Raw genomic sequence first — 23493 nt, forward strand, 5'->3', positions numbered from 1 at the left:
CTTGGATATCTCCACGGGACAAGGCTCAGCGGCGGCGCAAGAGCCACATCAGGACGGGGCCGCCGATCAGCGTCGCGACGAGGCCGGCCGGAATCTGGCGCGGGAAGATGGCGGTGCGGCCGATCCAGTCGGCGCAGACCATGATCAGCGCGCCGGCAAGCATCGCGCCGATCGCTTGCGACAGCGCACGCGACAGGCCAAGGCGCCACGCCAGGTGCGGCGCCATAAGGCCGATGAAGGTCAGCGGCCCGACGACCAGGGTCGAGGCGGCGGTGAGCGCTGCCACCATCAAAAGCACCAGCAGCCGTGTTGCCTTGAGGTTGACTCCGAGGCTTTGCACCGCGGCGGAGCCGAGCGGCAGCATGTCCAGCCAGCGCAGGAAGAACGGTGCGAGCAGGAACAGGCAAAAGGCAAACGTCGAGGTCAGAAGCGCCGAGCCGGCGTCGACGCCGTAGGTCGAGCCGGTGAGCCAATTGAGCAAAAGCATGGCGCGCGGATCGCCCGTGGCGGTGAGCACCAGGATCAGCGCGTCGAACAGGGCCGTCAAGGCGACACCGGCAAGCAGCAGCCGCTCTGGCGCATAGGCGGTACGGCGGCCGATCGCCAGCGTCACCAGAAGGGCGGCGAAGGCGCCGATCGTGGCGGCCAGGGTCTGTACCGGGCGGCTGGCATCGGCGAGCGCGAACAGCGCCACCATCATGCCGAGCACAGCACCGGCGCTGATGCCGAGCACTTCGGGGCTGGCCATCGGATTGCCGGTCAGCCGCTGCATCATCAGCCCGGCCAGCGCCAGCATGGCGCCGGCGGCAAGTGCCGCGGACACTCGAGGCAGCCGCCAGGCCAGCAAGGGCCGCAGCTGATCGCCGGACGCGAATGTCCAACCATCGGTGCCCGGCGCGTAGAGCAGCGCCAGCACGAGCAGCAAAAGCAGGAGGCCGCCGATCGCCGCCAGCACAAGGCCGGGCCTTTTCGTTCTGGGCAAGCGCTCGGCGGCGAGTGCCGGTGCTTCCGCGCCAAGCGCGAGGCGCGGCAGAAGCCAAAGAAGCAGAGGCGCGCCGAGAAGCGCCGTCATCGCGCCGGTCGGCAGCAGGTCGCCCTGTGGCCCGGTCGCGACCTGCACTCCCTGGTCCGCCGCCCACAGCAGTGCCGCGCCGATCAGCGGCGCCATCACCAGTTGCTGGCCGAGCCGGCGGGCGCCGCCGATGCGCGCGAGCGTGGCGGCGGCAAGGCCGACGAAGCCGATGACGCCGACGGCGGCAACGACGAAGGCGATCAGGGCGACCGCCGCCGCCAGTCCGGCGAAGCGATAGGTACCGAGCGGGACGCCGAGGCTGCGCGCGCCTTCGTCGTCGAGGCCAAGCAGGGTCAGCGGCCGCACCATGAGGCCGATCGCCAGCGCGGCACCGCCAAGGCGCGGCAAGAGCCACCGCATCACCGACCAGTCCTGCTGGCCGAGCGAACCGGCGCCCCAGAGGAACAGGCTGGCCAGCCATTCATGCCGAAGCACCACAAACGCAGCACCGATGGCGCCGGCATAAAGGCTGACGACCAGCCCGGCCAACACGACCGAAAGCGGCGACAGGCCCTTGTGCCAGGAGAGCGCCAGGACCGCCGCAAGGGCAGTGAAGGCGCCGGCAAGCGCCACCCATTCGCGGCCGAAGGCAAGCAGCGACGGCGCCAGAAGCGTCGCCAGTGCCAGCGCCAGATAGGCGCCGGCCGAGACGCCGACGGTTTCGGGCGAGGCGAGCGGATTGCGCAAAACCTGCTGCAGCACCGTCCCGGCCAGTCCGAGGGCCGCACCGCAGAGAAGGCTGACGGCGAGCCGGGGCAGGAAGGCGTAGTGGACGAGCACCTGCCTGATATCCTCGATATCGGGGCTTGCGAGCGCCCCCAGCCAGAGTGCCGGCGGCAATTGCACGCTCATGTTGGAGAGGGTCGCGGCGCCGGCCGCGCAGAGAAGCACGACGCAAAGCAGGATCGCGCCCAGGGGATATCCGCCTGGTATGCGAGGCGACGGGGCGCGGCCGCGGACGAGGCCGGCATTGTCGGGCAAGATCGCTTCCTGCTCAACCACGGGCGGTCTCCGCCGTCAGCGCCGCGGCCAGCAGGCGGGCAAAACGGCTCGCCGAGGGCAGCGTGCCGAACATCAGCACCGCAGGCAGGCGCATGATCGAGCGCTTGCGCACGAACGGCATGGCATTCCAGACCGGGCTCTCGGTCAGCGTTCCGCCCGCCCCTTCGGGCAAGGGTTCGAGATAGGCAAGGCGCGCATCATCAGACGTTGCCAGCCCGTCGATGCCGACAGTTGCAAATCCCCAGTAATTAGTCTCTCCGGCCCAGGCGTTGCGGATGCCGATGCGGTCGAACACCGCCTGAAACAGGCTTTTTTCGCCATAGACGCGCACATTGCGCGGGTCGAGGAAGCTGACGACATAGATCGGCCGCGCCGAAAGCGGTTCCAGCTGCTGCTTGATGGTCGAAAAATGCGCCTCCGTCGCCGCTATCAGCGCCTCGCCCTCCCTTTCCTTGCCGACAAGCCTGGCCAATTGCCGGGTCGCCTCGATGGCGCGCTGATAGGGCTGACCGTCGGGCGTATAGATGCCGATCGTCGTCACCGGTGCCACGCGCTCGAGCAGCGGCTTGATGCCGTCGAGATAAGGGATGGAGAGGATGATGTCGGGACGAAGCTGTTGCAGGAATTCGAGATTGGGCTCCAGGATCGTGCCGATGTCGGCGACTTGGGGCGGCAGCGGCGGCTCGACCACCCACGTTTCCCAGACCTCACGGTCGGCGATAGCGACCGGCGTGATGCCGAGCATGAGCAAGGTCTCCGCCAAGCCGTCATCGAGGCAGACGATGCGCGGCGGGCTGGCCGCGGCTGGCGTCACGACGCCGGTGAACGGCAGAGTGAACAGCGCGAGCGCGTGGCGACGCGTGATCCGGACGCGCGGACGATTGACCTCTCCTGGCCGGGGTTGATGATCTGTATTCAACTTGGCTTGCCTGTTGCCCGGGGCCCTGGTCTCCGGCGACCAATCCGAGTTGACTATTAAACAGGATATTCTTAGTCAAGTTTTTAAGACGAGGCCGGCGGCGACAAACCCCAAGAAGGCAGGTGACGCGATCCGGCAACAGCTCCTAAAATCCGTCAGCAAACTATCCCCGAAAAGGGGCCGGAGGCGGTGCCGGGCGCATCCGCCACAGCGTGATCGGGTTGCGCTCGGCAGGCGTTGATGGTTTGTTGCCGGTCAGCGGAGATCAAGTGATGCGAGAATCCATGGGTCAAGACGAATACGGGTCGGCGAACCCCTTCGATCCGGACGACCTGCCGAATTTGAACGCGATCGGACCAGGGATCGGCAATAACGACTTCGAGAAATACGCGGTCGCCGTGATCATCGTGTTCGGCGCCCTGATCATCGGCGGCTTGATGGCCGCGTCGATGACTTTCGGCCACCGCAACGGGTTCCTGTTCGCGCTGGGCGGTGCCACGTCGGCCTGGATATCGGGAAACGCGCTGCTGCTCGACCGGCCACGCATCTATGCGCTGTTCGTCGGCATCGCCGCCTTGATGCTGATCGCGTCGACCATCACGCTGGTGACCTGACGGCTCCCGGGCCATGAGGCGGAGGCCGGTCCCGAAAGGCGGAATCCGGCCTCATCCGGAAAGCAACGGTCTTGCGGCCTGTCAATATCCGAGCGCTTCGCCGGCTGCCGCGCGGCTGTCGATGGCGCCATTGTAGCGCGCGCCGCCGCCCTTCTCGATTTCCGCCAGGCTCTTGCCGCCGACGAGAATGCCCGCCGCCTGGCCCCAGCTCTGGTCACTGAGATCAAGGCGATAGCCCATCCCGGCCAGCAGTCTTTCTGTATCCGGCGAAAGGCCGAACGGCTCGACATAGACGGTATCGGGCAGCCATTGGTGATGAATGCGCGGCGCGTCGATCGCCTCCTGGATGTTCATGCCGTGGTCGATCACGTTGACGATGGCTTCCAGCGTGATGGTGATGATGCGCGAGCCGCCTGGGCTGCCGATGACCATGAACGGCTTGCCATCCTTGGCCACCACGGTCGGGCTCATCGAGGACAGCGGCGTCTTCTTCGGCTGGATGGCATTGGCTTCGCCCTGGACGAGGCCATAGAGATTGGGCACGCCGGGTTTCTGGGTGAAGTCGTCCATCTCGTTGTTGAGCAGGATGCCGGTGCCGTCGGCGACCACGCCGGCACCGAACGAACCGTTGAGCGTGTAGGTGACCGCGACCGCGTTGCCGTCCTTGTCGATGATCGAATAGTGCGTCGTCTCCTTCGACTCGCCGAAGCCCTTCGGCATCAGATCCTGCGACACGCCGGCGCGGAACGGATCGATCTTGTCGCGGATGTCCTTGGCATAGGCTTTGTCCAGCAGCCTGGAGACGGGGTTGTCGACGAAATCGGGATCGCCGAGCGCGGAGTTGCGGTCGACATAGGCGTGGCGCATCGCCTCGACCATGACGTGGACGGTCTCGGCCGAGCCGGCGCCGAGATAGGACAGCGGATAGCCTTCCAGCACGTTGAGGATTTCGCAGATGATGACGCCGCCTGAGCTCGGCGGCGGCGAAGAGATGATCTCGTAGCCGCGATAGGAGCAGGTGACGGGCTTCAACTCGCGCACCGCGTATTGTTCGAAATCACCCTTGGCCAGGATACCGCCCTTGGCGCCGCTCGCCTTGACGATGGCGTCGGCGATGGCGCCCTTGTAAAAGGCATCGGGACCTCTCTCGGAAATGGCCGAGAGCGACGCGGCAAGGTCGGGCTGAACCAGCTTCTCGCCGACGCCATAGGGCTTGCCATCGGTTTTGAGGAAGGCCGCCGCCGCCGCTGGGTCCTTCGCCAACCTTTCGGCGCTGCCGGCGAACGAAGCCGCATCGCCCTGGTTGAGGACGAACCCATCTCTGGCATAGGCGATCGCCGGCGCCATCAGGTCCTGCCTGGACAAGGTGCCATATTTCTGGCGCGCCATCTCGAAACCAGCCACCGAGCCTGGTACGCCGACCGCGAGATAGCCGTCCAGGCTAGCGCCCTTCACCGGGTTGCCGTCCTTGTCGAGATACATGGTCTTGGTCGCGGCAAGCGGCGCCCGCTCGCGGAAATCGAGGAAGGTCGATTTGCCGTCCTTGAAGCGGATGGTCATGAAGCCACCGCCGCCGATATTACCGGCATTGGGATAGACGACGGCCAAGGCATAGCCGACGGCGACCGCCGCATCGACGGCATTGCCGCCCTTTTTCAACACCTCGACGCCGACTTCGGAAGCCAGATGCTGGGCCGTGACGACCATGCCGTTCTCGCCCTTGGCCGGTGCCGGCGACGCGGCGAAAGCCGATGGCGAAAAGGCGAAGGCGATGGAAAGACCGAGGGCGATCAATGTCCTACGGGTGAGATGCATGGCGGGTTCTCCAAGTGGTGCTTGCCTAGAAGAGCTACTTGGAGCGATCGAGTCCATCTTCAATAAAGACATTCACGGGTTGGTGACTGCTCGCTTGTGGTGGAGATGCAGGGCAGAGGAGGCGTGAAGGATCGCCAACTTTCGGACGTCGGCGCGACAGCGTCCCCTCTGTCCTGCCGGACATCTCCCCCGCAAAGGGGAAGATCGGCTCTACCTCAAACGATCCCGCCGGAACCACCTGCGACGGCTGGCCGCTCCGCCGCGATCTTGGCGCGATAGCCCGCCGCCCGGTATGCGGCGACCGGATCGATGGCGCCACCTGTCTTCAGCCGTGCCATGGCAAGGATCGGCTCGACATCGGTTCGGTAGGCCGCCTTCAGCGTCTGCGTCGCCATCAGCGCGTCATTGCCGTCCTGGAACCCTTCAAGCGCCTTTCGGTCGACCAGCAGCGCCTGCGTATAGGCGCGCTGCACCTCGACCGCCGACAGCATCAGGCTTTCGATCGGATCGGTGACGTTGTGGCTCTGGTCGAGCATATGAGCGGGGTCGAACCCCTCGGGGCCTGACAGCTCGGCATCGACCAATTCGTTGAAAACCAGGAACAGCCGATAGGGGTCGATCGACCCGGCATCGAGGTCGTCGTCGCCATATTTCGAATCGTTGAAGTGGAAGCCGCCGAGTTTTTTGAACTGAATCAGCCGTGAGACGATCATCTCGATGTTGACGTTGGGCGCATGATGGCCGAGGTCGACCAGGCAGAAGGCCTTGTCGCCGAGCTCCCTTGATATGATGTAGTTGGTGCCCCAGTCCTGCACGACGGTGGAGTAAAAGGCAGGTTCATACATCTTGTGTTCGGTGAACAGCTTCCAGTCGTCCGGCAGCCCGGCATAGATCTCCTTCATCGCGTCGAGATAGCGCTCGAACGCCTTGGCGAAATTGACCTGGCCGGGGAAGTTGGAGCCGTCGCCGATCCACACCGTCAGCGCCTTCGACCCAAGCGTCTTGCCGATCTCGATGCATTCGAGATTGTGCTCGACCGCCTGACGACGCGTGTCGGCGTCGGCATGCGACAGCGAACCGAATTTGTAGGAAAGCGTCTGGTCCTTCGCGTCGGAAAAGGTGTTGGAGTTCATCGCATCGAAGCCAAGCCCGAAGCGGGAGGCCGCCTGCTTGAGCCGGTTCGGATCGGCCTTGTCCCAAGGAATGTGCAGCGACACGGTCGGCGTCGCCTGCGTCAATTGCTGGATGACGGCGCAATCCTCGATCTTGTCGAAAATGTCGCGCGGCTCACCGGCGCCGGGAAAGCGGGCGAAGCGGGTGCCGCCGGTGCCGACGCCCCAGGACGGGATCGCGACCGCGAAGTTTTCCACCTTGTCACGGATAGCGTCGATGGCGATGCCGCGTCGGTCGAGGCGCTCGCCGAGCGAGGCATAGTCACGCTCGAGGTCAACCTTGCGCGCGGCGTTACTGCTGGCGACGATGTCGGCGGAGATGATGGATTCGGACACTGCTGTTCCTCCCAGAATGCATTCGGTCGGCGGCGCCCCTCATCCGCCTGCCGGAAACTTCTCCCCGTATAGCGACGGGAGAGAAGGGGCCAGCGTGAGCGCCGGCGAGCGGCTACCGCGTAAAGCTCTGTGCGTTGCCGGCGTCGACGTTGATGATGTTGCCTGTCGACTTGGCCGACATGTCGGAGGCGAGGAAATAGATCGCCTCGGCGATGTCTTCCGGGAAGACGGAGCGCTTCAGCATCGAACGCGAGCGGTAGTGCTCTTCCAGATCGTCGGTCGACATCTTGTAGGCGGCGGCACGCTGTTCCTTCCACTCGCCGGTCCATATCTTCGAGCCGCGCAGCACCGCATCCGGGTTGACGACATTGACCCTGATCTGGGCTTCCGCGCCCTCCAGCGCCAGGCAGCGGGCGAGATGAATTTCGGCGGCCTTGGCGGTGCAGTAGGCGGCGGCGTTGGGCGATGCCGCCAGGCCATTCTTGGAGGCGACAAAGACGACGTTGCCGCCGATCTTCTGTACCCGGAACAGCCGGAATGCTTCTCTGGAGACCAGGAAATAGCCTGTGGACAGGATGTCCATGTTCTTGTTCCACAGCGCCAGGGTCGTCTCCTCGATCGGCGCCGACGATGCCAAACCGGCATTCGAGACCAGAATGTCGATGCCGCCGAACTCGACGGCCGTCTCGGCGAAGCCGGCGACGACCTGGTCCTCCGAGGTGACGTTGATGAGAACTGGGCGGACGAAATCCCTGCCATAGGCTTTTGCCAGTTCCTCGTTGGCGCCGGCGAGTGCCGCCTCGTCGATATCGGCCAGCACGACGCAGGCGCCTTCGCGCAGCAGGCGGTTGGCCGTGGCGCGGCCGATGCCGCCGGCGCCGCCGGTGACCAGCGCGACCTGGCCGGCGAGAGACTTCGGCTTCGGCATGCGCTGCAGCTTCAAATCCTCGAGCAGCCAATACTCGATGTCAAAGGCCTCCTGCGCCGGCAGGCCGACATAGGACGAGACGGTCGACGCACCGCGCATGACGTTGATGGCGTTGACGTAGAATTCGCCCGAGATGCGCGCTGTCGCCTTGTCGCCGGCGAAGGTGAACATGCCGACGCCGGGCATCAGATAGACCACCGCGTTGGGGTCGCGGATAGCAGGCGAGTCCGCATGCTTGCAGCTGTCGTAGTAGGCTTGGTAGCCGACACGATATTCGGCAATGTCGTCGGCGAGTCGCGCGATGACGGCATCGACGTCGGGCTTTGCGGGATCGAATTCGATCACCAGCGGGCGGATCTTGGTGCGCAGGAAGTGGTCCGGGCACGAGGTGCCGAGGGCTGCCAGCGGGCGCAAATCCCTGGAGTTCACGAATTCGAGCACGGCGGGCGAGTCATCGAAGTGGCCAAGCTTGTGGCTCTTTTCCGAGACCAGGCCGCGAATCCTGGGCATCAGCTTGGCGGCAATCGCTCGGCGGGCAGCCGCATCGAGCGACTTCACTACCTCCCCACCGAAGATCGCCACGCCTTCGGAGCGGCGCTCGAACCACTCTATCGCTTGGTTGATCACCGAAATCGTCGTTTCGTAGCACTCCTTCGGCGTATCGCCCCAGGTGAACAGGCCGTGGCTTTCGAGGATGACGCCCTTGGCGGTGGGGTGTTCGACGCAGAATTTCTCCAGCCACAGGCCGAGTTCGAAGCCCGGCCGCTTCCACGGCAGCCAGCCAATGGCACCGCCGAATATCTCGTTCGTCAGCACCCTGGAATCCTTGGCGGCGGCGATGGCGATGATGGCATCGGGATGCATGTGGTCGACAAAAGGCTTCGGCACATAGGCGTGCAGCGGCGTGTCGATCGAGGCCGCGCGCGGATTGAGGTTGAAGGTGCAGTGGGGAAGATAGCCCACCATCTCGTCCTCGTGCTCGACGCCGCGATAAAGCCCCTTCAGCGCCCGCAGCTTGTCCATGTAGAGCGTTGCAAAGCCATCAAGCTTGATCGAGGCGCTGTCGCCGCCCGACCCCTTCACCCACAGCACTTCCACATCCTGGCCGGTGAGCGGATCCTTCTGCCATATCTTCGAGGAGGTGTTGCCGCCGCCATAATTGGTGACGCGCTTGTCGGAGCCGAGCGTGTTCGAGCGATAGACCAGCAGCTCGGGCTCGCTCATCCCCTTCGCCTTCGCGTCGTCCCACAGATTGGCGAGGCGCGAGCCGGAGCGCTTGTCGAGCATAGTAATCCTCCCTTTGGAGCGCGCACCATGCGCTCCTTTTTCGCTCGGGAATGTCTACGCAAGAGGCGAGCTTGTCAATCACAAACGATCAATATCAATCATATTGCACTGCACAATGAAATTATATGATCGGAAATGATTGACACTGCTCGGTTTGGGTGCCTAGATGCTCAAGCAGGGAGGAACCATGCACGAAAAAGAGCGCCACAGGATCATTCTGTCCGCCGTCCAGGAAAAACCTGTGGTGACGGTGCAGGAAATGGTCGACCTGACGGAATCGTCCGAGGCGACGATCCGGCGCGACATCGCGGCTCTCCATGTCCAAAAGCGCCTGCGCCGTGTGCGCGGCGGTGCTGAAGCAATATCGCCGCCGCAGTTCATCGGGCTGGCCGGCCGGCCCTTCTCCGTCAACGAAACGCTCAACGCGGCGCAGAAGCGGGCGATCGCTCGTGAAGCGGTCGAGTTGTGCAAGGACGGCGAGCCGATCATCATCAATGGCGGTACCACCACCTTCCAGATGGTGCATTTCCTGACCGGCCTCCGCATGCCGATCTTCACCAATTCGTTCCCGATCGCCGAGCACCTGCTCAAGCACTCCAAGAACACGGTCATGCTGTCGGGCGGCACCATCTATCGCGAGCAGAACATCATCCTGTCGCCCTTCGACAATGACGTGACGCGCAATTTCTACGCACGCCGCATGTTCATGGGCGCTCAGGGACTGGGGCCGCTCGGCCTGATGGAAGGCGATCCACTGCTGATCCAGGCGGAGCAGAAGCTGATCGACCAGGCCGACGAGTTGGTGGTGCTGGTCGATTCCTCGAAATTCCGCAAACGCTCCAGCCTGATCCTGTGCGGTCTTTCGCGCATTGCCACCGTCATCACCGACGACGGCATCGAGGACCGCGAGGCAAAGATGCTGGAAGCCGCGGGGGTGACGTTGATCGTCGCCCGCAAGTCGACAAAAGAAGAATCTTCACTGCAGGCCTGAGACACCTCACGCCCGCAGCGGCGATGGAATGCAACGCTCAAGGGAGGAAATTCGATGAGCTTCTTGAAGAAACTGATGGTGACGGCGGCCTTCTCGGCCGCCATGTTCGTGAATGCCGCCTACGCGGAAAACGTCGAGATCGCGCTGGTGGTGAAGTCCCTCGGCAACGGCTTCTTCGATGCCGCCAACAAGGGCGCGCAAGAGGCGGCTAAGGAACTCGGCGACGTCGACATCATCTACACCGGCCCGACCAAGGCGACCGCCGAGGCGCAGATCGAAGTGGTCAATTCGCTGATCGCGCAGAAGGTCAACGCCATCGCGATTTCCGCGAATGACGCCGACGCGCTGGTGCCGGTGCTGAAGAAGGCGATGGAACGCGGCATCACCGTCATCTCCTGGGATTCGGGCGTCGCCAAGGAAGGCCGTCAGCTTCACCTCAATCCGTCCGACACCGGCCTGATCGGCGAGACCATCATCAAGCTCGCCGCCGACTATCTGCCGGAAGGCGGCGATGTCGCCATCCTGTCGGCTTCCTCGACCGCGACCAACCAGAATTCCTGGATCGAAGCGGCCAAGAAGGTGCTGCCGGAGAAGTTCCCCAAGATCAAGCTCGTCGCCACAGTCTATGGCGATGACGATTCGGCCAAGAGCACGGACGAGGCCAAGGGCCTGTTGAAGTCCTATCCGAACCTCAAGGCGATCATCGCGCCGACCACCGTCGGCGTCGTCGCCGCCGCCCAGGTCGTCACCGACGAGAACCTGATCGGCAAGGTCAATGTCACCGGCCTTGCGCTGCCGTCGGAGTTCAAGAAGTTCATCGACAACGGCGCCAGCCAGGCGGTTGCGCTGTGGAACCCGATCGACCTCGGCTACTCCGCCGTTTACCTCGCCCACGACCTGGCGGTGAAGAAGGAAGAGGCCAAGCCGGGTGCGACGCTGTCGATCGGCCGCGTCGGCAAGGTCACGCTCGACGACACCAACTCGGCCGCGATGGCTCCGCCCTTCCAGTTCGACAAGAGCAACATCGAGAAGTTCTCCAAGATCTATTGATCTCGGAGCTTTCAAGCTGGCGCCGGCGCGGGGGTCCTCACACCCCGCCGCGACTTCAAACGGACCTAGTTTCAGGGCTTGATACGGATATGGACACGACGGCCCGACACAGCGAGACTGACGAGCGGCTTCCGGCCTCCGCTCCGCGCCTGGCACTGTCCGGCATCTCCAAGAGCTTCCCCGGTGTCCGTGCCCTGCACAATGTCAGCCTGTCGCTCTATCCCGGCCAGGTGACCGCGCTGATCGGCGAGAATGGCGCCGGCAAGTCGACGCTGGTCAAGATCATGACCGGCATCTACCAGCCCGATGCGGGCACGATCAGCATCGACGGCCAGGCCGTCGCGCTGCCCAGCGCGCACGTCGCCTTCGGCCACGGCGTCACCGCCATCCATCAGGAAACCGTGCTGTTCGACGATCTCAGCGTCGCCGAAAACATCTTCCTCGGCCATGCGCCGCGCACGCGCTTCGGCACCATCGACTGGCGCACGATGCGCAAGAATGCGCGCGAAGTGCTCGACACCATGCATGCCGGCCATATCGATGCCGATGCGCGGCTCAGGGATCTCGGCATCGCCAACAAGCATCTCGTCGCCGTCGCGCGCGCCATGTCGATCGACTCCCGGATCGTCATCATGGACGAGCCGACCGCAGCCCTTTCGATGAAGGAGATCGAGGAGCTTTTCCTTTTGATCGAATTCCTCAAGGAGCAGGGCAAGGCGATCCTGTTCATCAGCCACAAGTTCGACGAGATCTATCGCATTGCCGACCGCTACACGGTGTTCCGCGACGGCGAGATGGTCGGCGAAGGCCTGATCAGGGATGCCGGCCAGAGCCAGATCGTGCGCATGATGGTCGGCCGTTCGGTCGACCACATCTTTCCGCAGCGCAAGGCCGAGATCGGCGCGCCGGTGCTTTCCGTTTCCGGCCTGTCGCATCCGACCGAGTTCAGGGATATCGGCTTCGAACTGCACAAGGGCGAGATTCTTGGCTTCTATGGCCTGGTCGGCGCCGGGCGCAGCGAGGTGATGCAGGCGATTTCAGGCATTACCCGCATAAGCGCCGGCACGATCACGCTGGATGGCAAGGCGATCGCGCCGAAATCGGCCGCGGATTCGATCGAGGCCGGCATCGTCTACGTCCCGGAAGAACGCGGCAAGCAGGGCGTGGTTATCGGCCTGCCGATCTTCCAGAATGTTTCGCTGCCATCGCTCGCCCGCACCTCCAAATCAGGCATGCTGCGGCTGGCGGAGGAGTTTTCGCTGGCCCGTTCCTACACGGAACGGCTCGACCTCAGGGCCTCCTCGCTCAGCCAGGATGTCGGCACGCTATCGGGCGGCAACCAGCAGAAGGTGGTCATCGCCAAATGGCTGGCGACCGCGCCCAAGGTGATCATCCTGGACGAGCCGACCAAGGGCATCGATATCGGCTCCAAGGCCGCCGTGCACGGCTTCATGGCCGAACTGGTGGCGCAGGGCTTGTCGGTAATCATGGTGTCGTCCGAACTGCCTGAAATTCTCGGCATGTCCGATCGCGTCGTCGTCATGCGCGAGGGCCTTGTCGCGGCGGTCTACGACAACAAGGGACTGGATGCCGAGACGCTGGTCAGGACAGCAGCAGGGATCGCGGCATGAAAGCTTTCCTCAAATACCGCGAAATCTGGCTGCTCGCGGCCATCGTCGTTTTGATCGGGCTGATCTCGACGCGCTTCCCCGCCTTTGCCGACCCCGGCAATCTGCGCCAGGTGTTCAACGACACCTCGATCCTGATGATCCTGGCGCTCGGCCAGATGGTCGTCATCCTGACGCGCTCGATCGACCTGTCGATGGCGTCGAACCTCTGCTTCACCGGCATGGCGGTGGCGATGCTGAACGCCGCGCACCCGGCGATCCCGATCCCGCTGCTGATCGTCATCGCGCTTGCAGTCGGGCTGGCGCTCGGCGCCATCAACGGCCTTTTGGTGTGGCGTCTGAACATCCCCTCGATCGTGGTGACGCTGGGCACGCTCACCATCTATCGCGGCGCCACTTTCGTCCTGTCCGGCGGCGCCTGGGTCAATGCCGACAGGATGAGCCCGGAGTTCATCGGCTTCCAGCGCGCTGCTTTCCTCGGCATTCCGGTTCTGTCCTGGATCGCTATCCTGGTGATCGCGCTGTTCTTCGTGCTGATGACGCGCACCGCGCTCGGCCGCTCGATCTATGCCATCGGCGTCAATCCGACGGCGTCCGTCTATACCGGCATCGATGTCGGGCGGACCAAATTCATCGTCTTCTGCATCTCCGGCATGATCGGTGGCCTCTGCGGTTATCTCTGGATCTCGCGCTATGTGATCGCCTCGGTCGAGGTCGCCAATGGCTATGAGTTGAACATCATCGCCGCCTGCGTCATCGGGGGCATATCGATCGCCGGCGGCATCGGCTCGGTCGGCGGCGCCGTGCTCGGCGCGCTGTTCCTCGGCATCATCTCCAACGCTTTGCCGGTCATCAACATCTCGCCCTTCTGGCAGATGGCGATTTCGGGCAGCGCCATCATCCTGGCGGTCGTGCTCAACGCGCGCGGCGAACGCCAGCAAGGCCGCATCATCCTCAAGAAAGTGGAAGCGGTGACATGACCGACGTCCCCGCCCCGCGCCACATTCCCGACCGGCTCGACAAGCCGCTCTCTTCGGCGATCTTTTCCTGGGAAGCGCTGCTGGTCGTGGTGGCCATCGCCATCTTTGCCATCAACAGTTTCGCCTCACCCTATTTCCTCGATCCGTATTCGCTGTCCGATCTCACCTTCAATTTCACCGAGAAGGGCCTGATCGCGTTCGCCATGGCGCTGCTGATCATTTCGGGCGAGATCGACCTGTCGGTGGCCGCCATCATCGCGCTCGCCTCGACCATGATGGGCATGGCGGTGCAGGCCGGCGCCGGCACGCCAGTGCTTGTCCTGATCGGCATCGTCGTCGGGCTCGGCTGCGGCGCCTTCAACGGACTGCTGGTCACGCGCCTCGGCTTGCCTTCCATCGTCGTCACCATCGGCACGATGAGCCTGTTTCGCGGCATCGCCTTCATCACTCTCGGCGACCAGGCCTACAAGGGCTATCCCGAAAGCTTCGCCTTCTTCGGCCAGGGTTATGTCTGGTGGGTGGTGTCGTTCGAACTGGTGCTCTTCCTCATCGCGGCCGTCATCTACTGGTTCCTGCTGCACCGGACTAGCTTCGGCCGCCGGGTCTTCGCGATCGGCAACAATCCGGTCGCGGCGCAGTTTTCCGGCGTGCGCGTCGGCCGTATAAAATTCATCCTGTTTTGCCTGACCGGCCTGATGTCGGGCATCGCCTCGGTGCTGATCACGGCTCGGCTCGGCTCGACGCGTCCGTCGATCGCGCAGGGCTATGAGCTGGAGGTCATCACCATGGTGGTGCTCGGCGGCGTCAGCATCCTCGGCGGCGCCGGCAGCATCGTCGGCGTGGTGCTTGCCGCCCTGATCATGGGGCTGGTGACCTTCGGGCTCGGCCTGCTCAACGTGCCCGGCATCGTCATGTCGATCTTCATCGGCCTGCTGTTGATCATCGTCATTGCGCTGCCGATCGTCTGGCGGCGGCTGCGCGGGGGACGCCTGGCCTGATGCCCGAGAAATACGCATTCAAAATGATGCTTAAACCCGGCATGAAGGCCGGGTACAAAAAGCGCCACGATGAAATCTGGCCGTCGCTGGTCGCATTGCTGAAGCAGGCCGGCGTCTCCGACTACTCCATCCATCTGGACGAGGAAACGAACATCCTGTTCGGTGTGCTGTGGCGGCGCAATGGCCACGGTATGGACGATCTGCCGAAGCATCCGGTGATGCAGCGCTGGTGGGCTGAAATGGCCGACATCATGGAGACGAAACCGGATAACGAGCCGGTGGCGGTGCCGCTGGAAATGATGTTCCATATGGAATGAGCGCGGTCCGCCATATCGCCGTCATCGACATCGGCAAGACCAACGCCAAGGTGGCGCTGGTCGATCTCGCCACATTGAGCGAGGTGACGCTGCGCCGGATGGCGAACGCGCCGGTGCGACAAGCGCCCTACCCGCATCATGATGTCGGAGCGCTATGGGCGTTCATCCTCGACAGCCTTGCCGACCTCAATCGCGAACAGCGCATCGACGCAGTTTCGATCACCACGCATGGCGCGACCGGCGTGCTGGTCGATGCCACGGGCGAGCTGGTGCTGCCTGTGCTCGATTATGAATACGATGGGCCCGATGAGCTGGCGTCCGACTATGACGCGATCCGCCCGCCCTTCTCCGAGACCGGCACGCCGCGCCTGCCGCTCGGCCTCAATCTCGGCGCGCAATTCTTCTGGCAGCAGCAAAGTTTCCCGACGGAGTTCGCCAGGGCCGCCGCGATGCTGATGTACCCGCAATACTGGGCGCTGCGCCTGACCGGCGTCGCCGTCAACGAGGTCACCTCGCTCGGCTGCCACACCGATTTGTGGAACCCCTGGGCGGGGGATTTTTCGGCGCTGGTCGATCGCCTGGGCTGGCGCGAGCTGATGGCTCCCGTACGGCCGGCCAGGGACCGGCTTGGCTCGATCCTGCCCGCGCTTGCGGAGCGGACCGGGCTCGATCCACAAACCCCGGTCTTTTGCGGCCTACACGATTCCAACGCCTCGCTGCTGCCGCATCTCCTGTCAGATGCGCCGCCCTTCTGCGTGGTCTCGACCGGCACCTGGGTGGTGTCGATGGCGGTCGGCGGCAAGACGGTAGCGCTCGATCCGGCAAGGGATACGCTGGTCAATGTCAATGCGCTCGGCAACCCCGTGCCCTCGGCGCGGTTCATGGGCGGCCGCGAATTCTCGCTGCTGACCGAGGGCTCGGCGCAGAGCTGGAGCGACAGCGATGTCACCGCGGTGCTGGCGCGCAAGACATTGCTTTTGCCTTCGATCCAGCAAGGCTCGGGGCCGTTTCCGCATCACACCGCCGCCTGGCGCAAGGGCGAGGCGATCCCTCCCGGCCAACGCTTTGCCGCCATCTCCTTCTACCTGGCGCTGATGACGGCGACCTGCCTCGACCTCGTCGGCGGCGATGGCCCGACGACCGTCGAGGGGCCTTTCGCGCGCAATCAATTGTTCACGCGGATGCTCGCCGCGAGCACTGGCCGCGCCGTCATCGCATCGGAAGCCGCTACCGGCACCAGCATCGGGGCCGCCCTGCTTGCATCGGACCAGCGCGCGGCGCATGGCAAAGGTCAAACACTGGAGCCGCCGGCCGATCCGGCCTGGGCGGAGTATATCAGCGCATGGCGGGCGGCCGTCGAGGCTATTGGCTGATCAGAGAATCCGCTTGCCGAAGGCCGACATGACGAAGTTGACCGCGTCGCTACCGATCCTGGGCTCCAGATCGGCACCCAGGCCGGAGACATCCATCGAAAGCAGCCCGCCGGAAAGCGCGATCGCCTCCATCGCCTGATGCGTCTCGCGCACGGTGAGGCCGCCGGAGCCAGCCGCCCAGCCGGCGAATTCGGTCGCCGTGGGCGAATAGCTGACATGAAACCCTTGCGTGCCCGAGGTGGCGATGCGGATTGCCTCGTGCATCAGGTCGCGCATGCCCATCGCGTCGATATCGGTCATCGTGAAGGCCGAGACGCGCGAATCCTTCAGGACCCGCACTTCCGCCGGATCGGCTTGGCGCAGTCCGATGATGACGACGTTTTCCGGCGACAGCTGCGGCTGCAGCGCGCCGGCCTTGTGGTCGAGGCCAAGCGAGCGCGCCAGTACCGACGCCTCCGGCAGGTCGATGCCATCTTCGTCCTCCGGCATCAGCGCGGCGATGGAATCGATCCAGATCAGGCCGAAGGAGTGGGTCGCGCGGGCCGTTGCGGTCAGCGCCTTGTGCGCGATGCGACGATCGGCGCCGGCGGCGAACCGGATCAGACCCGAGGGCGGCCGATCGATATCGGCCAGTTCGACGACGTCGAAATTCATCGACTCCAGCCGGGCGCTGGTTGCTTCGCGCGCGAGGATGCGAGCCGCTTCCGCTTCGGCCGAGATCGACACCATCTTGCGGCCGGAGAAATCCGCGACATCGTGCATCGGTGCTTTTTCGACATATTCCGAGGTCATGGCCAGAAGCATGGCGCCGTAGCTCATGCGGAAGGCGACGCGGTCACCAACGGCGAGCGGCGGGTCGGCATCCTGCACATCGAGCAGCAGATGGTCACTGGAGGCGCCGAGCACCCTTATCCCCTTGGCGATCGGGATCAGCCCTTCGACCAGCACATCCTCGCGGCCGATATTGGCGATGGCACGCAACCTGTCGCCTTCGTCGGGGAAGACCGGCTGGTTGCCGAAGGCGTCGTAGCCGGAGGTGCCGATCGGCCGCGACGGCTTGAGCTTGACCTCGATGACGTCGCTGGTCAGCCGGCAGGCATCGGGTTCGAGTTCCGCCCATGGCACATCGCGGAAGGTCTCGACACCGCCCTGCAGGATCGCCTCGCCGACGCGCAAATTGTTGATGCCGGCCGGCAATTTGCCTTCAAGCAGCAGCGGCAGGGATGACGACGCGCCGCCGGAGATGAAGTCCAGGCTTTTCCCGGACAGGCGTTCGGTCTTGTAGGCATGAGCGACGAGCTGGCCGAGATTTTCCTCCGTCGGCATGATGGCGCCGAAGCAACCGAGATTGGTGCCGATGCCGGCGATGCGCACGCCCTTCATGTCGAGAATCCGCTCGACGGTGGGGATGAGGTCGTTCGGCCAGATGCCTTCGCGGAGGTCGCCGAGATCGATCATCAGCATGATGTCGTGGACGCGGCCCATACGCTCGGCGATGCGCGAGATCTCGCGGATGATCGTCAGCTCCGACTGCAGGCTGACGTCGACGGTGCGCACCACCTCCTCGACGCGCGCCATCGGCGGGCTGCGCAACAGCATGATCGGCGCGCTGATACCGCTGTCGCGCAGCCGGCGGATGTTTTCGAAACGCGACTCGGCGATCCCGGAGACGCCGCCGCGCAGCATGGCGCGCGCCACTTGCGGCATGCCGCAAGTGCCCTTGGTGACGCCGAAAACCTTGATGCCCGAAAGCGCGCAGCGGTCCACGACGGTGCGGGCGTTGCGCTCGATGCGGCCAAGGTCGATGGCGACTTGCGGTCCCGACATCCTATCCCCTGTAGACCAGGCCTTGGGGGTCGATCTCCGGCTTGCGGCCGGCAATGAGGTCGGCGAGAAATTTTCCCGAGCCGCACGCCATGGTCCAGCCGACATGGCCGTGGCCGGTGTCGAGATAAAGGTTGCGGTATTTCGCCTGGCCGATGACCGGCACCGAGTTCGGCATCATCGGCCGCAAGCCCGCCCATAGCTCGGCCTTCCTCTCGTCGAAAGCACCGGGGAACAGGTCCTTGCCGGTTCTGAACATGGTGGCGAAGTCGCTGGGTTTGTGGGTGCGGTCGAAGCCGGTGAATTCGGCGGTCGAAGCCAACCGCAATCGATTGCCGAGGCGCGAATAGGCCATCAGCTGATCCTCGTCGGCGCCGCCCATGGTCGGGCCTTTGCTCTCATCCTCCAGCGGAATCGTCGCGGTATAGCCCTTCACCGGATAGACCGGCAGGTCGATGCCGTAGCGCCGGCCGAGCAGGCCGCTCTCCGGCCCCATCGATATGACCACCGCATCGCCGGCGATCGGTCCGGCCGAGGTCATCACGGCGCGCACCCGGTCGCCCTCGATATCGAGGCGCTCGACCGTCGTCCCATAAAGGAATCTCACGCCGAGCTTTTCGGCGGCATAGGCAGCGAGGTTTTCCACGAACTGCCGGGAATCACCGGTCTGGTCGATCGGCGAGTAGACGCCGCCGGCGATCTTTTGCTTCACCCCGGCAAGACCTGGTTCAAGGTCGACCAGCCGGTCGCGGCCGACGATCTCGATCGGCAGGCCATGCTCGGCCAGATAGCGGTAATTGTCGGTGCCGGTGTCGAGACTGTGCTGCGAACGGAAGAAGTAGAGGATGCCCTTCTTGCGCTCGTCGTAGTGGATGCCGGTGTCGGCGGATATGGCGTTGATGCAGTCGCGCGAATAGAGCGCCAGCCGCAGCTTGACCTGGCTGTTGGCCCGCAGGCGGGCCACCGTGCACTGGCGAAGGAAGCGCAGGCTCCAGGCGAGGAAATAGGGATCGAAGCGCAGCCGCACCTTGATGCCGAGATCATGATTGTAGAGCCCGCGCAGGAACGTCTTGAGTGCCGCCGGCGAGGCCCAGGCGGTGGCGTCACCTGGAGACACCAGCCCGGCATTCGACTGGCTGGTGCCTCGCGCCGGCGCCGCATGACGCTCGATCACGGTGACCTCGTGACCGTCGGCGGCCAGATAGTAGGCTGCCGCCGTACCGACGACGCCGGCTCCAAGCACCGTTATCTTCATACCATCCCCCAAAGCTCTTCGCGGCACCGCCTCCACACGTGTCGCGGATACTTGCATAGCGCGTCGCCGCGCGCCTTGCGAGCCCTGGGCTTGTGAGCCCCTGGGGAAAGCGCGCTCAGCCCCGCGCGGAGTTCTTGCTGGTCAGGATGCGTTCCCAGGCCAGCGCGTCGTTGACGATCTGGTCGAGATCGTCGCGCCGCGGGGTCCAGCCCAGTTCGGACCGGGCGAGATCGGAATTCGCAACCACCGCCGCGGCATCCCCGGGACGCCGGTCGCCCATCCTGACTTCGAAATCATGGCCGAAGGCGCGCCGCACGCTTTCGATCACCTCGAGCACCGAATAGCCATGGCTGTAGCCGCAATTGGCGACGAGGCTGGCGCCTCCGGCGCGCAGCCGCTGCAAAGCCAGGCGATGCGCGGCGGCCAGATCGCTGACGTGGATATAGTCGCGCATGCAGGTGCCGTCCGGCGTCGGATAGTCGGTACCGAAGACCTGCATGAAGGGTCGCTTGCCGAGCGCGGTCTCGCAGGCGACCTTGATCAGATGGGTGGCGCCCGGAGTGGACTGGCCGGTGCGGCCCTTCGGGTCGGCGCCGGCGACGTTGAAATAGCGCAGCGCCGTGTAGCGGATGTCGTGCGCAAGGCCGGCGTCGCGCAGCATCCACTCGCTCATCAGCTTGGACAGGCCATAGGGCGATTCCGGCGCCAGGCGGGCATCCTCGCGCACCGGCTCCAGCCCGGCGCCGCCATAGACGGCGGCTGTCGAGGAGAAGATGAAATTCGGCACGCCTTCGCGGACCGCTGTTTCGATCAGCGTGCGGGTCTTCGAGGTGTTGTTCTCGTAGTAGGCGAGCGGATCGGCTACCGATTCCGGCACCACGATGGAGCCGGCGAAATGGATGATGGCGTCGACATGATTGTCCCGGATGATCCCGCCGACCAATTCCTTGTCGGAGACATCGCCGACAATCAGCTTTGCCTCCGGCGCCACTGCCCATTCGAAGCCGGTGGAAAGGCGGTCGAGAACGACCACGCTTTCGCCTGCATCCAGCAATTCCCAGACCATATGGCTGCCGATATAGCCGGCGCCGCCTGTCACCAAAACCGTCATCCCAAGTCCTCGCTTACCCAAGATTTATCGGAAACTGTCTCAACAACCGCCTTACTGGAAAGCCCCGCGCATGACCATTAGAACGAGAGGTAACCGGCGTTCACTTGATGTGGCATCATGCGGAAACAAAAGTGATCCACTGAGCGTGTCGTGAAGCGGAATAGGCCACGATCCGCCAACGTTAGGAACAGGTGCGGGGCGTGGCATTTTGACCAAAATGGCCCGGTGGACGGCCAAAAGGCCAATGATTATGATGCCGCGCAAAATTGGGAAGTCGACATGAACTATCAGCGGTTTTTCGAGGAAGCGATCGATCAGCTCCATGCCGAGCGTCGCTACCGCGTCTTCGCCGACCTGGAGCGTATCGCGGGCAAGTTTCCGCGCGCCGTCTGGCGTTCCAACGGCCGCGCCGAGGAAATCACCGTCTGGTGTTCCAACGACTATCTCGGCATGGGCCAGCATCCTGACGTGATCGCCGCATTCCAGAACGCGGCCGGCAAGATGGGATCGGGCGCCGGCGGCACCCGCAACATTTCCGGCACGTCCAACCCGCTGGTCGAGCTCGAGCATGAGCTGGCCGACCTGCACGGCAAGGAAGCCGCCTTGGTCTTCACCTCCGGCTTCGTCTCCAACGAGGCCTCGATCTCGACAATAGCGCGGCTTTTGCCCAATTGCCTGATCATCTCGGACGAGCTGAACCATGCCTCGATGATCGAAGGCGTGCGGCGCTCGGGCGCCGAGAAAAAGATCTTCCGCCACAATGACGTCGCGCATCTGGAAAGCCTGCTGCAGACCGCGGGGCGCGAACGCGCCAAGCTGATCGTCTTCGAAAGCGTCTATTCGATGGATGGCGACATCGCGCCGATCAAGGAGATCGTCGAACTCGCCGAACGCTACAACGCCATGACCTATATCGACGAGGTCCACGCCGTCGGCATGTACGGACCGCGCGGCGGCGGCATCACCGAGCGCGAAGGCCTGGCCGACCGCATCGATATCATCGAAGGCACGCTGGCCAAGGCGTTCGGCACGCTGGGCGGCTACATTACCGGCACCAGCGCCGTCATCGACGCGGTGCGCTCCTACGCGCCGGGCTTCATCTTCACCACCGCGCTGCCGCCGGCGATCGCCGCGGCCGCCACCACCTCGATCCGTCACCTGAAGCGCTCGCAGGCCGAGCGCGACGCCCAGCAGCAGCAGGCGAGCCGAACCAAGCAGATCCTGTCGGCGGCCGGTCTGCCGGTGATGGAATCGCCGACACATATCGTGCCGGTACTGGTTGGCGATCCTGAACTCTGCAAGATGGCGAGCGACCGCCTGCTCGGCGTCCACGGCATCTACATCCAGCCGATCAACTACCCGACGGTGCCACGCGGTACCGAACGGTTGCGCATCACGCCGACGCCGTTCCATTCCGATGCGCTGATCGCCGAACTGCAGGACGCGCTGGTCGAAACCTGGGACGCGCTCGGCATCCCCTACGGTTCGGCGGGACGGCCCTCAGTGACCAAGAGCGACCGCATCATTCCACTGCTGGTGCCCAAGTCGGGCGGCTGAAGTCAGGTGGCGGAAGCCGCCACCGCTCAGACAGTCTTCATCCACCTTGCCAGCCGGTTTGCCGCATCCTCGAGCTGGTCGAGCCGGCGGTGGAAGCACAGCCGCAGGAACGCTTCGCCACCGGGCCCGAAGGCGGTGCCGGGCGCCAGGCCGACATTGGCCTTGTCGACGATTTCGAAAGCGGCTGCCCGCGAGTCCGTGATGCCGTCGACGGTGAAGAACAGGTAGAAGGCGCCCTGCGGCACGGTGAAGCGCGCCTTGCCGGTTTCGCCCAGAATGCCGCAGACCAGGTCGCGCGCTTGCCTCGCCCGCTCCACCTGTTCGGCGACGAAGGCATCGCCCTCGTCGAGCGCCGCGACCGCGCCGCGCTGCATGAACTGGGCCACGCCCGAGTTCGAATACTGGATCAGGTTCTCGAACACCTGCTGCAGGCTTGGATGCGTCTTGATCCAGCCGACGCGCCAGCCGGTCATCGCCCAGTTCTTGGAGAAGCTGTTGACGAACAGGATGCGGTCTTCCGCCTCCGCGATGTCGAGGAAGGACGGCGCGCGGCCGTGACCATAGTGGAACAGCGAATAGATCTCGTCGGCGATGATCCACAGGCCCTTGGCGCGGGCGAGATCGAGGATCGCCCGCAAGGTCTCGTGATCGGCGGTCCAGCCGGTCGGATTGGACGGCGTGTTGATGAACAACGCCTTCGTGCGCGGTGTGACCGCCGCCGCTATTTTCTCGACGTCGCATGACCAGCCATTTCCGGAATGGTCGAGCGTGACCGGCACCGGCACGGCACCCGCGATAGCGGCGGCGGCGTCGAAATTCGGCCAGGCGGGCGACAGGTAGATCACCTCGTCGCCGGCTCCCGCAAGCGCATCGAGCGCCAACTGGATGGCATGCATGCCGGAGCCGGTGACGATGAATTGCTCCTCGGCGAAGGTCTTGGCGAAGTGCCTTTCGTAGTAGCGTGCCAGCGCCTGCCTGAGATCGGGAATGCCCCTCTGCCAGGTGTAGAACGTCTCACCGCCGGCCAACGCCTTCGACGCCGCATCGGTGATGAAGGACGGCGTCGGCAGGTCGCCCTCGCCGGCCCAAAGCGGGATCAGGCCTTCGCGCAATCTACCATAGTTGACGACGGCGACGATACCGCTTTCGGGCGCGGCCAGGGCCTCGGGGCGCAGGGTCTGGATCAAGGTCATGGGCAGGTCCATTGTCTCGGGGCGTTCGCAGGTGCTGTTTACCAGATGCGAAAACAGAAAACCCCGGCCGC

18 protein-coding genes are annotated in these 23493 nt (G+C 64.3%); 9 read left to right on the top strand and 9 right to left on the bottom strand.

Annotation, left to right across the window (positions count from 1 at the left end; genetic code table 11):
• Window positions 1–25: 25 nt before the first annotated feature.
• Window positions 26–2074 carry a Fe(3+)-hydroxamate ABC transporter permease FhuB gene (gene fhuB, locus LB555_RS15205; RefSeq protein ID WP_224683177.1) on the bottom strand — a complete coding sequence of 683 codons (2049 nt, stop codon included), beginning with the start codon at window positions 2072–2074 and terminating at the stop codon, window positions 26–28.
• Window positions 2067–2993, bottom strand: coding sequence for an ABC transporter substrate-binding protein (locus LB555_RS15210; RefSeq protein WP_224683178.1), 927 nt, complete (start codon window positions 2991–2993; stop codon window positions 2067–2069). The genes fhuB and LB555_RS15210 overlap by 8 nt, the downstream gene beginning before the upstream one ends.
• 272 nt (window positions 2994–3265) lie before the next feature.
• Here LB555_RS15210 and LB555_RS15215 point away from each other — a divergent pair, with 272 nt between their 5' ends.
• Window positions 3266–3607: a hypothetical protein gene (locus tag LB555_RS15215; protein ID WP_015319229.1), complete on the top strand. Its 342-nt coding sequence runs from the start codon at window positions 3266–3268 to the stop codon at window positions 3605–3607.
• A gap of 81 nt (window positions 3608–3688) precedes the next feature.
• On the opposite strand, the gene ggt is transcribed toward LB555_RS15215, so the two are convergent.
• The 3 genes from ggt to LB555_RS15230 form a co-directional block, all read right to left on the bottom strand.
• Window positions 3689–5422 (bottom strand): gamma-glutamyltransferase, encoded by a 1734-nt coding sequence (gene ggt, locus LB555_RS15220; protein ID WP_140821290.1) that lies wholly within the window; start codon window positions 5420–5422, stop codon window positions 3689–3691.
• A 215-nt stretch (window positions 5423–5637) separates the two neighbouring features.
• Complete coding sequence (rhaI, locus tag LB555_RS15225) at window positions 5638–6930, bottom strand: L-rhamnose catabolism isomerase (protein WP_224683179.1); 1293 nt, start codon at window positions 6928–6930, stop codon at window positions 5638–5640.
• A gap of 112 nt (window positions 6931–7042) precedes the next feature.
• Window positions 7043–9145, bottom strand: a complete 2103-nt coding sequence (locus LB555_RS15230) for a bifunctional rhamnulose-1-phosphate aldolase/short-chain dehydrogenase (RefSeq protein ID WP_015319232.1) — start codon at window positions 9143–9145, stop codon at window positions 7043–7045.
• A gap of 187 nt (window positions 9146–9332) precedes the next feature.
• On the opposite strand from LB555_RS15230, the gene LB555_RS15235 reads away from it, so the two are divergent.
• The 7 genes from LB555_RS15235 to LB555_RS15265 all read left to right on the top strand — a co-directional run bounded on the left by LB555_RS15235 (window position 9333) and on the right by LB555_RS15265 (window position 16482).
• On the top strand, window positions 9333–10136 hold the full coding sequence (locus LB555_RS15235; protein ID WP_140614716.1) for a DeoR/GlpR family DNA-binding transcription regulator: 804 nt from the start codon (window positions 9333–9335) through the stop codon (window positions 10134–10136).
• A gap of 54 nt (window positions 10137–10190) precedes the next feature.
• Complete coding sequence (gene rhaS, locus LB555_RS15240; RefSeq protein ID WP_224683180.1) at window positions 10191–11186, top strand: rhamnose ABC transporter substrate-binding protein; 996 nt, start codon at window positions 10191–10193, stop codon at window positions 11184–11186.
• 89 nt (window positions 11187–11275) lie between these two features.
• On the top strand, window positions 11276–12817 hold the full coding sequence (locus LB555_RS15245) for a sugar ABC transporter ATP-binding protein (RefSeq protein ID WP_224683181.1): 1542 nt from the start codon (window positions 11276–11278) through the stop codon (window positions 12815–12817).
• Window positions 12814–13794 (top strand): ABC transporter permease, encoded by a 981-nt coding sequence (locus LB555_RS15250; RefSeq protein ID WP_224683182.1) that lies wholly within the window; start codon window positions 12814–12816, stop codon window positions 13792–13794. Before LB555_RS15245 ends, LB555_RS15250 begins: the two co-directional genes overlap by 4 nt.
• Complete coding sequence (locus tag LB555_RS15255; RefSeq protein WP_224683183.1) at window positions 13791–14792, top strand: ABC transporter permease; 1002 nt, start codon at window positions 13791–13793, stop codon at window positions 14790–14792. The genes LB555_RS15250 and LB555_RS15255 overlap by 4 nt, the downstream gene beginning before the upstream one ends.
• A complete protein-coding gene (locus LB555_RS15260; protein ID WP_224683184.1) occupies window positions 14792–15109 on the top strand; it encodes an L-rhamnose mutarotase in 318 nt (105 codons plus the stop codon). Before LB555_RS15255 ends, LB555_RS15260 begins: the two co-directional genes overlap by 1 nt.
• The gene (locus LB555_RS15265) at window positions 15106–16482 is read left to right on the top strand and encodes an FGGY-family carbohydrate kinase (RefSeq protein ID WP_224683185.1); all 1377 of its coding nucleotides are present in this window, start codon (window positions 15106–15108) and stop codon (window positions 16480–16482) included. Before LB555_RS15260 ends, LB555_RS15265 begins: the two co-directional genes overlap by 4 nt.
• Here the strand turns inward: LB555_RS15265 and LB555_RS15270 are convergent, their stop codons facing one another.
• The 3 genes from LB555_RS15270 to galE all read right to left on the bottom strand — a co-directional run bounded on the left by LB555_RS15270 (window position 16483) and on the right by galE (window position 20672).
• Complete coding sequence (locus tag LB555_RS15270) at window positions 16483–18309, bottom strand: alanine racemase (RefSeq protein WP_224683186.1); 1827 nt, start codon at window positions 18307–18309, stop codon at window positions 16483–16485.
• Window position 18310: 1 nt separating this feature from the next.
• Complete coding sequence (locus LB555_RS15275) at window positions 18311–19561, bottom strand: D-amino acid dehydrogenase (RefSeq protein ID WP_224683187.1); 1251 nt, start codon at window positions 19559–19561, stop codon at window positions 18311–18313.
• Window positions 19562–19676: 115 nt separating this feature from the next.
• Window positions 19677–20672: a UDP-glucose 4-epimerase GalE gene (gene galE / locus LB555_RS15280; protein WP_224683188.1), complete on the bottom strand. Its 996-nt coding sequence runs from the start codon at window positions 20670–20672 to the stop codon at window positions 19677–19679.
• Between the two features lie 279 nt (window positions 20673–20951).
• On the opposite strand from galE, the gene hemA reads away from it, so the two are divergent.
• Window positions 20952–22229: a 5-aminolevulinate synthase gene (gene hemA / locus LB555_RS15285; RefSeq protein ID WP_140787201.1), complete on the top strand. Its 1278-nt coding sequence runs from the start codon at window positions 20952–20954 to the stop codon at window positions 22227–22229.
• A gap of 26 nt (window positions 22230–22255) precedes the next feature.
• Here hemA and LB555_RS15290 read toward each other — a convergent pair whose 3' ends face one another.
• Complete coding sequence (locus LB555_RS15290) at window positions 22256–23422, bottom strand: pyridoxal phosphate-dependent aminotransferase (protein WP_141906087.1); 1167 nt, start codon at window positions 23420–23422, stop codon at window positions 22256–22258.
• Between the last annotated feature and the right edge of the window lie 71 nt (window positions 23423–23493).

Origin of the sequence: Mesorhizobium sp. BR-1-1-10 (genome assembly GCF_020165595.1) — a bacterium.
Lineage (GTDB): Bacteria > Pseudomonadota > Alphaproteobacteria > Rhizobiales > Rhizobiaceae > Mesorhizobium > Mesorhizobium australicum.